Annotated in this window: 11 protein-coding genes; 9 read left to right on the top strand and 2 right to left on the bottom strand. The window is 70.3% G+C overall.

Annotated features, from left to right (window positions below; genetic code table 11):
* Positions 1-18: 18 nt before the first annotated feature.
* Positions 19-2,241, top strand: a complete 2,223-nt coding sequence (locus HUT18_RS32515) for an alpha-L-fucosidase (RefSeq protein ID WP_176104082.1) — start codon at positions 19-21, stop codon at positions 2,239-2,241.
* A gap of 245 nt (positions 2,242-2,486) precedes the next feature.
* On the opposite strand, the gene HUT18_RS32510 is transcribed toward HUT18_RS32515, so the two are convergent.
* A complete protein-coding gene (locus HUT18_RS32510; protein ID WP_176104081.1) occupies positions 2,487-2,975 on the bottom strand; it encodes a Fur family transcriptional regulator in 489 nt (162 codons plus the stop codon).
* Positions 2,976-3,240: 265 nt separating this feature from the next.
* Between HUT18_RS32510 and mtnA the strand changes: the two genes are divergently transcribed.
* The 5 genes from mtnA (at position 3,241) to HUT18_RS32485 (ending at position 7,250) form a co-directional block, all read left to right on the top strand.
* Positions 3,241-4,317, top strand: a complete 1,077-nt coding sequence (gene mtnA, locus HUT18_RS34100) for an S-methyl-5-thioribose-1-phosphate isomerase (protein WP_176104080.1) — start codon at positions 3,241-3,243, stop codon at positions 4,315-4,317.
* Positions 4,314-4,997: a methylthioribulose 1-phosphate dehydratase gene (mtnB, locus tag HUT18_RS34095; RefSeq protein WP_176104079.1), complete on the top strand. Its 684-nt coding sequence runs from the start codon at positions 4,314-4,316 to the stop codon at positions 4,995-4,997. Before mtnA ends, mtnB begins: the two co-directional genes overlap by 4 nt.
* A gap of 16 nt (positions 4,998-5,013) precedes the next feature.
* Positions 5,014-5,616, top strand: coding sequence for an acireductone dioxygenase (locus HUT18_RS32495; RefSeq protein WP_176104078.1), 603 nt, complete (start codon positions 5,014-5,016; stop codon positions 5,614-5,616).
* Entirely contained in the window at positions 5,613-6,326 is a 714-nt protein-coding gene (mtnC, locus tag HUT18_RS32490) for an acireductone synthase (protein ID WP_176104077.1), read from the top strand. Before HUT18_RS32495 ends, mtnC begins: the two co-directional genes overlap by 4 nt.
* 96 nt (positions 6,327-6,422) lie before the next feature.
* Positions 6,423-7,250, top strand: a complete 828-nt coding sequence (locus tag HUT18_RS32485; RefSeq protein ID WP_176104076.1) for an S-methyl-5'-thioadenosine phosphorylase — start codon at positions 6,423-6,425, stop codon at positions 7,248-7,250.
* A 3-nt stretch (positions 7,251-7,253) separates the two neighbouring features.
* Here the strand turns inward: HUT18_RS32485 and HUT18_RS32480 are convergent, their stop codons facing one another.
* Positions 7,254-8,207 carry a kinase gene (locus tag HUT18_RS32480; RefSeq protein WP_254878903.1) on the bottom strand — a complete coding sequence of 318 codons (954 nt, stop codon included), beginning with the start codon at positions 8,205-8,207 and terminating at the stop codon, positions 7,254-7,256.
* 455 nt (positions 8,208-8,662) lie between these two features.
* On the opposite strand from HUT18_RS32480, the gene HUT18_RS32475 reads away from it, so the two are divergent.
* The 3 genes from HUT18_RS32475 (at position 8,663) to HUT18_RS32465 (ending at position 11,940) form a co-directional block, all read left to right on the top strand.
* On the top strand, positions 8,663-9,721 hold the full coding sequence (locus HUT18_RS32475; RefSeq protein WP_176104075.1) for a pyridoxal-phosphate dependent enzyme: 1,059 nt from the start codon (positions 8,663-8,665) through the stop codon (positions 9,719-9,721).
* An 84-nt stretch (positions 9,722-9,805) separates the two neighbouring features.
* Positions 9,806-10,654 (top strand): DUF364 domain-containing protein, encoded by an 849-nt coding sequence (locus tag HUT18_RS32470; RefSeq protein ID WP_176104074.1) that lies wholly within the window; start codon positions 9,806-9,808, stop codon positions 10,652-10,654.
* On the top strand, positions 10,651-11,940 hold the full coding sequence (locus HUT18_RS32465; RefSeq protein WP_254878902.1) for an MFS transporter: 1,290 nt from the start codon (positions 10,651-10,653) through the stop codon (positions 11,938-11,940). Before HUT18_RS32470 ends, HUT18_RS32465 begins: the two co-directional genes overlap by 4 nt.
* Positions 11,941-12,090: the final 150 nt, after the last annotated feature.

Below are 12,090 nucleotides of genomic sequence, written 5' to 3'. Positions count from 1 at the left end.
GGCATGGAGAGGACATCGATGAGGCGCAAGAGATGGTGGGCAGGCCTGGGGGTCGTCGGCATCCTGGCCGCCGCGGTACCGGTCCTGAGTCCCGCGGCAACGGCCCAAGTGGCACAAGATCAGGCGGCGGACGACTACGAGCCGACACCCGAGTCCCTGAACAAGCACAAGTCCCCCGGGTGGTTCGACGACGCCAAGCTGGGCTTCTTCATCCACTGGGGCCCCTATTCCGTGCCGGCCTACGCCCCGAACAAGCACGGCGAGGCGTCGTACGCGGAGCACTACGTCCGGCTCATGAACGAGACCGGCAGCGACACGAACAAACGCCACCGCCAGGTCTACGGCGAGGACTTCGACTACGACCGGTTCATCAAGGAGTGGAAGCCCGACAAGTTCAAGCCCGAGGAGTGGTTGAAGCTGTTCGAGCAGGGCGGCGGAAAGTACTTCAACCTGGTGACCAAGCACCACGACGGCGTGGCTCTGTGGGACACCGGGACCACCGACCGCTCGACAGCGGCCCTCGGCCCGCGCCGCGACCTGGTCAAGGAGCTGATGGACGCGGCCAAGGACTCGCCCCTCAAGCGAGGCCTCTACTACTCGATGATCGAGTGGTACCACCCCGTGGGCGGCCAGATACGTAAGGGGATGGTGAACCCGTACACCGGCAAGGACATCCCGTACACCGGATACAAGCCCGTCGACGACTACGTGATGGACCATCAGTATCCGCAGATGAAGGAACTGGTCAGCGAATTCGACCCGGACATCGTCTGGTGCGACAGCAACGGGCCCAACAACGCCAACCAGTTCATGGCCGAGTACTACAACCAGGCCAAGGACCGCCCGAAGCCCAAGGACGTCGCCGTCAACGACCGCTGCGGCAACTGGATCGGGGACTTCGACACCCCCGAGTACACCGTCGAGCCCGACATCAACCCGGAGAAGTGGGAAGCCACCCGCGGCCTGGGCGGATCGTTCGGTTACAACGCGGAGGAGCAGCCCGAGGATCTGCTCTCCTCCGACGAGCTCATCGACAGCTTCGTGGACATCGTCAGCAAGAACGGCAACCTGCTCCTCAACCTCGGCCCCAAGGCCGACGGTTCCATCCCCGAGATGCAGGCGGAGCGGGTACGTGACCTGGGTGCCTGGCTGAAGATCAACGGCGAGGCAATCTACGGAAGCACCTACTGGAACCACGCCGAGGACGACAACAGCAACGTCCCCGTGCGCTACACCATGAAGAACGGCGCCCTGTACGTCACCGCCCTGAAGTGGCCGGGCGAGAAGCTCACCCTCTCCGGCGACCTGCCGCTCGCCGACAACAGCACGATCAAGCTTCTCGGTTCGGACGGCGCCAAACTGCCCTTCAAGCGCACCGACGGCAAGGTGGACATCACCATGCCGGCCCAGGGCGCTTCCGCGACCGCCGGCCGCGACGCCTACACCTTCAAGATCACCACGCCGGGCGTCAACCAGCTCCAGCGGACCAAACTGTCCCTGCCCGCCGCCGAGACCGGCGAGCCCGTCACCGCGAGCGTGACCGTCTCCAACCCCTCCGACCGGCCCTCGCCGGACGGGCGGGTCACGCTCGACGTGCCGCAGGGCTGGACGGTGAAGCCGGACAAGGTGACCGTAGAGGGACTGGCCCCACACGCTTCCCGGACGGTCAAGTTCACGGTGCAGGCACCGCAGGACATCGACCCCAAGCGGTACCGGCTCACCGCGAGGGCCGCGTTCGGACGGGCTCACTACGAGAGCTCCCAGACCATGTGGGGCGGGGTCGACCACTTCGAGAACGTCGCCAAGTCGACGACGGCCACCCAGAAGAGCGAAGCGCACGGAGGCGTACCAGCCCGGGCCGTCGACGGCAACACGGACGGCGTGTGGGGACACGGCTCGGTCACCCACACCAAGGAGCCCGAGTCGGAGGCCTGGTGGCAGACAGACCTCGGCAGTAGTCGCGACATCGCCGACATCGCGGTGTGGAACCGCAAGGACTGCTGCGGCGACCGGACGAGCAACTACTACGTGTTCGTCTCCGACACCCCGTTCACCAGTGGATCGGTCAAGGACACCCTCGCCCAGCCGGGCGTGAAGGCGTACTTCCAGGAGAAGGGTGCCGGCAGCCCGACTCGCATCCCCGCCGACACCAAGGGGCGGTACGTGAGAGTGCAACTCACCTCCACCACCGCACCCCTGTCGCTGGCAGAGGTGGAGGTCCTCTCGGCCGTTCGCAGGTGACCGAGCAGCCCAGCCCCTGATGCCCTGACCGGTCGCCCCGGCCAGGGCATCAGGCGTCGCGGGCCGATTCTCGCCTGGAAGAGGTGCCGTAGAACTCTCGCATGCACGAACTCCCCCTAGAGGAAACCGAATTCGGTTCGCGGTCGCCTCCGAAGCATGAGACACAGAGCAGCGGTTCCGGCCGCCTTGGCACTCCTGCCCGCGCTGGTCCTGACCGCTCGCTGAACCGAAGAACCGGACACCGGCTAGGACGCGCTCGTCCTCGTCCCCGAGCAAGAGCCGCACAGCCCCACGAGGTCGAAGGTGTGCCGCACCTCGGCGAATCCGTGCTGCCGCTCAATGACCGCCAGCCACTCCTCGAACGACTCGGCGGGGATCGGCACCCCGTGCCCGCACTCCCGGCACATCAGATAGTGCCGATGCCCCTCGCCGCTGCGCGGCCGGTACCAGCGCTCACCGCGGTCGTCGCGCACCACGTCGACGAGCCGGAGCCGCTCCAGGGTGCCGATGGTCCGGTACACGGTGCTGAGGCTCACCCGCAGACCCTGCCCGGACAGGAAGCGGAGCAGCTCCTGTGCACTGGCGAAGACACCCATATCGTGCAGCGCCTGGAGCACGATCTCCTGCTGTCGGGTGAAACGCGGTACGCAGTCCGGACCGGACTCCGCGGTCAGTTCGGCCCGCGCGTCCGCGAGCTGCGGGCGAAACTCCGCACCGACGGGTTCACTTCGCATCTCCTCTCCCTTTCCTGCACCTCGACTCGCCCTGTTCACACGGCAGTTGCACCCCCCGGACCCGCCACCCCCGGGCACGAACCGCCTCGACAATATACACAGCAACGGTTTTCGTTTTCGTTTGCACAGCGAGATGCCAGGCGCCAGGGATCCTTTTCGGTCACCGCCCGACCGGACGCGAAGAGTGGGCGCCACGATGGCGCATTGAAGTGGTTTTCATTTTCATATACGCTTCCGAGCGTTGCAGACGTGACAGGAGAACCGAGTGAAACCGCCGCCGAACGCGCGTCCATCGCTGTCATGGGACGACGGAGCCGTCGTCACGATCGACCAGCGCGCCCTGCCCGGTGAGTACCGGACCCTGCGGCTGACCACGGTCGACGCGGTGATCGAGGCGATCGGCTCGCTGGCCGTGCGCGGGGCGCCCGCCATCGGACTCGCCGGTGCGCTGGGAGTGGCGCTCTCCGCCCGGCGCCACCTCGCCGCGGGACCGGGCGGGGTCGCGGCGGTACGGGCCGACGCCGCACGGATCGCGGCCGCCCGGCCCACCGCGGTCAATCTGGCCTGGGCGGTACGCCGCGCCGCGGCCCATGTCGCCGACGGCGCCGACGCCGTACTGGCCGAGGCGCTGGCCATGATCGACGAGGACGCGGCGGTCAACCGGGCCGCCGTGCACCGCGCCGCCGACCTCGTACGCGCGCTCACCCCGGACCGGCCCCTGCGGATCCTCACCCACTGCAACACCGGCCGCCTCGCAACAGCCGCCGTGGGCACGGCACTTGGCGTGATTCTGGAACTGGACCGGCGGGCCCGTGTCGCCGAGGTCCTGGTGGGCGAGACCCGGCCGCTGCTCCAGGGTTCCCGGCTGACCGCCTGGGAGCTGGGCGAGGCGGGGGTGCCGTACCGGCTGTGCGTCGACTCCGCCGCGGCCTCGGCGATGTCCCGGGGAATGGTGGACTGCGTCCTGGTCGGCGCCGACCGGATCGCCGCGAACGGTGACGTGGCGAACAAGATCGGCACGTACGGCATCGCGGTGGCCGCGGCACGGCACCGGGTTCCGTTCGTGGTGGTGGCCCCGGAATCCACCTGGGACCGCGAGCTCGACGACGGCACCCGGATCGTGATCGAGGAGCGGGACGCGCGAGAGGTCACGACGTTCGCCGGGGCAACGGCAGCCCCGCCCGGGGCCCGCGTCTACAACCCCGCGTTCGACGTCACACCGGCCGAGTTGATCACCGCCATCGTGTCGGAGGAGCAGGTCTTCCGGGCGTCGCAGGCAGCGGTGGCCGGGGCACCGGCAGCCGCGAGCGAGCCGACCGGCCTCGGCGGGACGGCCCGATGAGCGCCGTCACCGACGACGAGACGCGTGACGCGCTCGGCCGCCAACTCGCCCTGTTCTCAAGGGTTCTGTACGAGCGGGGCTGGATGCCCGGCACTGCGGGCAATCTGTCGGCACGGTTGCCGGACAGGGCCGCTCTGATCACCGCCAGCGGACGCGACAAGGGTGCGCTCACCGAGCGGGACATGGTCACGGTGGACGCGGACACGGGGCGCGAGGTCGACGACTGCCGGACGGTCCACCCGTCCGCCGGTCGGCTGCGGGCCTCGGCCGAGACCTCGATCCACGCCGCCGTCTACCGGAGTACGGACGCGGGGGCCGTGATCCATGTGCACTCGCCGTACGCCACGGCTCTCGCCTCCCGCACCGGGGACACCGCCCGCACCGTCCCTCTGCGCATCGAGCGCTACGAGCTCCTGAAGGGCCTCGGACTCGCCGATCCGAGCCACACCCGCCTCCCGGTCTTCCCCAACTGGTCGGAGGTACCGCGCATCGCCGAGGACGTCGCCCGGCACCTGGCCGCCGACCCCGCCGCACCGGCCGCCCTGCTCATCACCGACCACGGCGTCACCGCCTGGGGCCGCGACCTGCCACAGGCCCGCAACCGGCTCGAATGCGTGGAGGCCCTCAGTCGGCTGATCCTGCTCGCCGGGTCCGGGGCACCCGCCAACCACCCGCTGTGAAAGGGAAGTTGTACCCGTGACACTGCTCCAGGTCATGCCCGAGGACGATCCCACCCGGATCCTGCTGCGCACCCGTGAACCCGAGCGCATCGCCACATCCCTCGCGGACTGCTCGGTGGCCCTGCGCCACTGGCCCCTGCGCGGAAGCATCGCCGCCGGCACCACCGCCGGGGACGTACTGGCGCGCTACCGCCCCGAGATCGACGACCTGTGCGCCCGGGAAGGGCTGGCGCTGGTGGACGTGGCACAGCTCCACCCCGAGCCGGGCGCCGAGTGGGCCACGCGCGCGGCCACGGCGCGTAAGGCCTTCCTGGAGGAACACCGGCACGCCGAGGACGAAGTGCGCTTCTTCGCGCACGGCACCGGCTGCTTCTACCTGCACCTCGACGCCCGCATCCACGCGGTGGTCTGCGAGGCGGGCGACCTGCTCTCCGTACCGGCGGGCACCCGGCACTGGTTCGACATGGGCCCGCGCCCGGAGTTCACCGCCATCCGGTTCTTCGAGCGCGAGGACGGCTGGGTCGGCGACTTCACCGGCGATCCGATCGCCGGACGCTTCCCTCGCCTCGACGCCCTGCTCGCCACGGACGCCACGGACGCCACGGACGCCACGAAATGATCGAGGCCGGCGTGCGGGCAGTGGTCCTGGACATCGAGGGCACCACCGGTTCCGCCGACCACGTCCACGAGGTCCTCTTCCCCTATGCGAGGGCACGTCTCGCCGACTGGCTGGTGGCGCACCGGGACGAACCGGCCTGGCGCGAGATCCTGCACGAGACCCAAGTCCTCGCCAGTAACCGGGAGTTGGACGAGCACGGCGTACGTGCGACTCTCGCCGCCTGGTCCGACCAGGACGTCAAGGCGCCCCCGCTGAAACGGATCCAGGGACTCATCTGGGCCGAGGGCTACGCAGCGGGCACCCTCAGCGGGCATGTCTACCCGGACGTGCCTGCGGCGCTACGGCGCTGGCGGGCCGCGGGCGTCGAGTGCCACATCTACTCCTCGGGGTCGGCCGCGGCCCAGCTCAACTGGTTCCGGCACAGCGGGCGCGGCGACCTCAGCCGCTACCTGACCCGCTACTTCGACCTGGAGAACGCGGGCGGAAAACGGGACCCGGACGCGTACCGGACGATCTCCCGCACCCTGCGAGTCCCGCCCCGCCACACGCTCTTCGCCAGCGACGTACGCGAGGAACTCGACGCCGCCGCGAGCGCCGACTGGCAGACCGTCGCCGTACGACGCCCCGGCGACCCGCGCGGCAGCACCGTCCCGGGACACCCCACCCTCCGGGACCTCACAGGCCTGGACCTGCACCTGCCCACTCCGTGAACCGACCGACCCGCCCTCCCCCGCCCCTCTCTACGGCGCCCCGGGCAACCCGCTCAAGCGCAAGCACAAGCACCAACCGCAGCAGAACGGACGCACATGACTCCCACCAGCAGTGAGCCGGTGGCCCGTATCGGGGTCATCGGAGGCAGCGGACTGTACGAACTCCTCAACGACACCCAGGAGTTCGAGGTCACCACCCCCTACGGCCCGCCCTCCGACCCGGTGGCCGTCGGATCGGTCGCGGGGCGCCCGGTGGCGTTCCTGCCCCGGCACGGACGCGGCCACCGGCTGCCGCCGCACCGGATCAACTACCGCGCGAACATCTGGGCGCTGCGCTCGCTCGGGGTACGCCAGATCCTCGCCCCCTGTGCGGTGGGCTCGCTCCGGCGGGACTGGGGACCCGGCACCTTCGTCGTGCCGGACCAGTTGGTGGACCGTACGCATGGCCGGATACAGACCTTCTACGACGAGGGCGCGGTGCATGTGTCCTTCGCCGACCCCTACTGCGAGCACGGCCGCACGGCGCTGCTCAGGGCCGCGGCCGCGTCGGGGATCGAGGCGGTCGACGGCGGCACCATGGTGGTGGTCGAGGGGCCGCGCTTCTCCACCCGTGCGGAGTCGCGGTGGCTGGCGGCCGCGGGCTGTTCGCTGGTGAACATGACCGGTCACCCCGAGGCGGTACTCGCTCGTGAACTCGCCCTGGGATATGCGGCGTTGGCGATCGTCACGGATCTGGACGCGGGCATCGACGCGCAGGAGAGCGTGGCGCAGGAGGAGGTGTTCGAGGTCTTCGCACAGAACACCGAGCGGCTGCGCCGTGTCGTCCTGGACGCCGTCGCCCTGCTGCCCGAGGACGCCGAGGCGGCCCACTCCCCCGCGGCTCGGGCCCTGGACGGGCTGTCGCTGCCGTTCGCGCTGCCGTAACGGTCAGACCGGGGCGGGCAGGTTCGGCCCCGCGTACAGAGTGTTGGGGAAACTGAGGGTCCGGTAGACCGCCGCGTTGCCCGCGAGTTCCCCGCACGCCCGGGCCGCCGCGCTCACACGGTGGGTGTACGCGGGGTCGCCCGTGTCGAACAGCACACCGAGCGTCGTGCCGCTGTGCCCGACGGCCACGCCGAGTCCCCCGGTGCTGCGACAGATCTCCCGCATGGGGTCGAGGAGTGCCTTGGGGCGCAGCGACTGGTTCATCAGGGCGCTGCGGGTGGCGACTTGGCCGACCTCGGCGAGATCGCGACGGCGGACCGCCTCGGTGAGCCGGTCCAAGAGGTGTGCGTACTCGCGGCGATCGGCGGCCGTGAAGGGCTTGGGGATGCGGTTGAAGTCGACGGTGTCCACCGCGCCGCCCTCGTCGACGCCGACCACCGCCATCGAGGGGAGGGAGCCAAGCACGGCACGCAGCCGGACGCTGCGGTGGTGGAAGGCGACGATGCCCGGGTAAAGGACCCCGTCCGTGGGTTCGATACGGGCGAGCAGCCGCTCGATCCGGGTGGGCGGCATCTCGACGCCGAGCGCCTGTCCGACGGCCCGTGCGGTCGCGACCAGGTCCGCCGAGGAACTGGCGAGCCCCTTGCCCTCCGGGATCACGCTGCTGACGGTGAGCAGACCCGCCTCGGGCCTGCCCGCCTCGCGCGCGATCATGCGGGCCAGGCGAAGGGACTTGGTCTTGTGCCGCGGCCGTACCACCAGTTCGCGCTGCCCGGGGTCCTGCCGGAAGGTCACCATGGCCCATCTGGCCACCGGCAGTGTGACGAGGAAGTCCCCGTCGTCCTCCGGCAGTACGCCCTGGAGGAGCTCGCCGAACGTGCCGAAGGCCGTGCCCACCCCGGTGCGTCCCGGACGCAGGGCAGGCGGCCTCGGCGGGGCCTCGCGGGACAGCTTCACAGAATTCCTCTCCGGAGCGGCACCGATGGCGCCGCACAGGGCTATTGAAAGTGATTATCGTTTTAACTCATCAACCCCCCCCAGGCAAGCCGAGCTTGGCATTCCCGGCAATCGAACCCCATCGCAAGACGGGGATCACGCCCACCCCCACCCAGTCGGACTTGACAATCATTTTCAGTTAGTGTGAAGTTCTCACTCGGCGTCCGGAGCCGCCGTTCGTCCCGCCTCGCCGCCGACCGCTCGCGGCGCCAACGCCAAGAGCCCACAGGCCCGTTGGCGGCATCCGGTTCCGACCGCGCTTCGCACGTCCCATACTTCCGACATTGACGAGGAGCAGCCCATGGGCGCGCCCATCCGCACCGCCGCGACGGGGGAAGTCCGTACCGCCGGGGACCTCAGGGCCCCTCGCCCCGGCGCCGCCCGCCGACCGGCCGCCTGACAGGGAGACGGACGACATGCACGGGCACGTACAGCCCCACATAGCGGAAGCGATCAAGAGACCCGATCTCGTCGCGCTCCGCCCGGACCTGCTCTGTCTGCGGTTCGAGACGATGAAGATCCACTCCGCCCTCGGAGCGGTCCGCCACCTCCTCGAAACCGGCGCGGTCAAGCCCGGTGACACCCTCATCGACAGTTCCAGCGGCATCTACGCGCAGGCCCTCGCGCTCGCCTGCCACCGCTACGGAATGAAGTGCCACATCGTCGGCTCCACCACCGTCGACCGGACCCTGCGCGTGCAGCTGGAGATCCTCGGCGCCACCCTGGAACAGGTACGGCCGTCCAAGAACCTGCGACTCGACCAGGAGCTGCGGGTCCGGCGGATCGCGGAGATCCTCGAGGCGAACCCGACGTACCACTGGATGCGGCAGTACCACGACGAGATCCACTACTACGGCTACCGCGAGGTCGCCGAGACGCTCGCGCGTGAACTGCCCGAGGGTCCGGTGACCTTGGTGGGCGGCGTGGGTTCGGGCGCCTCGACCGGGGCCCTCGCCTCCTATCTGCGCGAGTGGGGCAAGGACGTCGCACTGGTCGGCGTCCAGCCGTTCGGCAGTGTCACCTTCGGCTCGGAGCACGTGTCCGACCCGGACATGATCATCGCGGGCATCGGCAGCGCCATCCCCTTCCGCAACGTCCGCCACGGGCTCTACGACCGGGTGCACTGGGTCAACTTCACCCACGCGCTGTCCGGCGCCGTGGACCTGCTGCGCACCAGCGGCATCTTCGCGGGGCTCTCGACCGGGGCGGCCCATCTGGCGGCACGGTGGGAGCTCGGCCGCGGGGACTCCCGTACCCATGTCTTCATCGCCGCCGACACCGGCCATCGCTATGTCGAGAGCGCCTACGCCCGCCATGCGGAGGCGCTGGACATCGACGCGCTCAAGCCGCACGAGGTGAGCTCACTCGACGAGTTGAAGCACCCCTGGTCGACGGCCGCCTGGCCCGACCTCGCGGAATCGGCCGAACTCGCCTCGGCCGACGCGGAGTTCGGCGCCGGAGCCGGGCGCACCTGAGCGCCTGAACGCCTGAACGCCTGCTGGGAATTCCCGGGCGCCCCACCGACCGCAGTACCGCACACCACAACGAGAGAACACGAGATGTCGCACCCCCCAAAGCCGCACACCGTCGCGGAACTGACCGAAGCCGTACTCGCGGGCGCCTACGGTCCCGACCCCAAGGACCTCTCCGTCACCAGCGCGTTCTGGCTCTACCACACCACCCGTCTCGCCGGGAGCCAGGTCACGTACCACAACCACTATCTGCTGGTGCGGGTCGGACGGTCCTTCGGCGCCTGTTCCTTCGAGGCCGGTGAACTGGCCCCCGACTTCTGCGAGAACGTCTCGGGCACCGCGCTGGACAAGCTGCTGCGCGACGAGTCGACGCCGGTCCGGGTGGCCGCGCTCGACGCCTACCTCGCCGAGGTCCGGCCGCACCGGGACGCGACGGACGCCGAGCGGGTAACCCTGCCCACCGGGACTCCCCTGGAGCGCGCCCAGGCACGCGACGCCTCCATCGCCGGGCTCCTGGACATCGAGCCCGGGTCCAAGGTCGCGCTGATCGGCGTGGTCAACCCTCTTGTCGCGGCGATACGCGACCGGGGCGGGGTCTGCCTGCCGTGTGACCTGAACCTGCGTACGACCCAGTGGGGCGAGCAGGTCAGCGACGACATGACCGAGGTCCTGGGGGCAGCCGACGCCGTGGTGGCGACCGGTATGACCCTGAGCAACGGCACCTTCGACCTGATCCTCGAACACTGCCGTGAGCAGGGCATCCCGCTGGTCGTGTACGCGCAGACCGGCAGTGCCGTCGCCCGCGCCTTCCTGCCCGCCGGGGTCTCCGCCCTCAACGCGGAGCCGTTCCCCTTCTCGCAGTTCAGCGCCGACGCGACGCCGATGTACCGCTACCGGTCCGCCGCCGCCGCGAGCAGCGAAGGGGAGGCGGCGTGAGCGTCGACGCCGACCGGCCTCGTACGGACGACCCCGAGAACGCCGCCGACGAGGCGCTGCCCGGCGATCTGAAGATGGCGCGCGCCCTCGGGCCGGTGCTGGTGGCCTCGGCGGTGAGTCTGCTGCCGTTCACGATCTTCAGTACGTATCTGGTACCGATCGCCGACGAGGCCGGGAGCAGTGTCGCCGCGATGGGCGGACTGCGCGGACTCGGCGGACTCTCGGCGCTGCTCGTGGGCACCGCGCTCGCTCCGCTGATCGACCGGGTGCCCCGGGAGTGGGCGGCGGCCGGAGGTCTGCTCGCGCTCGGCGCCTCCGCGGCACTGGGCGCGAGCGGCGACTTCGTCCTGCTCGCCGTGTTCTGCCTGCTCGTCGGCGCCAGTACCTCGGTGCTCAACCCGGCGCTCACCGCGGCGGCCGCCGACCGGTTCGGCAGCGGCAAGGCGGCGGGCCGGGCGGCGACCCTGGTCACCGCGACGCAGTCCATGACGGCCATGCTGGCGGCGCCGGTGGTCGCGCTGCCCGCGCTGTTCTGGGGCTGGGAGGGCGACCTGGTCGCGGTCACCGGGATCTGTGTGCTGCTCGCCGTCCTGTTCGTGGCACGCGGCCGCGACCGGGACGACGACACCGCCGCACAGGCTCAACGCCTCGGCTATCTCGCCTCGTTCAAGGCCCTTGGCAAGGTGCCGGGTGTGGTGCCGCTGCTGCTGATCGCGATGCTGCGTACCGCCGTGTTCATGGGGTACCTGGCCTATCTGGCGGCCTTCTACGACGAGCGTTTCGACCTCGATCCGGCGCTGTTCGCCTTCGTCTGGACGCTCAGCGGCGCCTCGTTCTTCGTCAGCAACCTCCTCACGGGTCGGCTCACCAACGCGGCGCAGCCCCGTATCGCCACCGAACGGCTCCTGTTCATCGGCCTGTTGGCGGCACTGGCCTCGGTGGTGGGCTTCTTCTTCACGCACTGGCTGCCGCTCGCCCTGGCGCTGACCTCGCTGCACGCGGCGAGCCACGCCGTCGTGGCCGCGTGTGTGGTGAGCCTGATCGTCCGCCGGTGCGACACCCTGCGCGGCTCGGCGCTGAGCATCAACTCGGCCGGTATGAGTCTCGGGGTCTTCCTCGGCGCCGCCCTCGGCGGTGCGGGCCTCGGCCTCGCCGGATACCCGGGTACGGCGCTGGTGTTCGGGGCGCTGGTCGTCCTGGCGCTCGGGGCCTCGGTCCTCGTCGCGCGCTCGGCGCCCCCGGCGGAGAGCGCCGACCGGCCGGACGCCGACGCCTCCGCCGCATAACGGCTTCCCTCCCCGCACGGCCCCCCGTCCCGTCCGTCCCGCACCGACGGGCGGCCCCAACTCCCCTGTCCAGCAACGGATTTCGGCACTCATACGGAAAGGCCGACCCCATGTCCCCGCCCGCCCTGTCCAGGCGCACCGTCCGCACCG

This window comes from Streptomyces sp. NA04227 (assembly GCF_013364195.1).
GTDB lineage: Bacteria > Actinomycetota > Actinomycetes > Streptomycetales > Streptomycetaceae > Streptomyces.
Note: the sequence above shows the minus strand (reverse complement) of the source record. Positions and strands in the feature narration are given on the sequence as shown.

Bases quoted from the DNA above. Each gene is read 5' to 3' on its own strand.
- HUT18_RS32510 (WP_176104081.1), bottom strand. From the start codon at position 2,975: ATGCGAAGTGAACCCGTCGGTGCGGAGTTTCGCCCGCAGCTCGCGGAC.
- HUT18_RS32475 (WP_176104075.1), top strand. From the start codon at position 8,663: ATGCACGGGCACGTACAGCCCCACATAGCGGAAGCGATCAAGAGACCC.
- mtnB (WP_176104079.1), top strand. From the start codon at position 4,314: ATGAGCGCCGTCACCGACGACGAGACGCGTGACGCGCTCGGCCGCCAA.
- mtnC (WP_176104077.1), top strand. From the start codon at position 5,613: ATGATCGAGGCCGGCGTGCGGGCAGTGGTCCTGGACATCGAGGGCACC.
- HUT18_RS32515 (WP_176104082.1), top strand. From the start codon at position 19: ATGAGGCGCAAGAGATGGTGGGCAGGCCTGGGGGTCGTCGGCATCCTG.
- HUT18_RS32470 (WP_176104074.1), top strand. From the start codon at position 9,806: ATGTCGCACCCCCCAAAGCCGCACACCGTCGCGGAACTGACCGAAGCC.
- HUT18_RS32485 (WP_176104076.1), top strand. From the start codon at position 6,423: ATGACTCCCACCAGCAGTGAGCCGGTGGCCCGTATCGGGGTCATCGGA.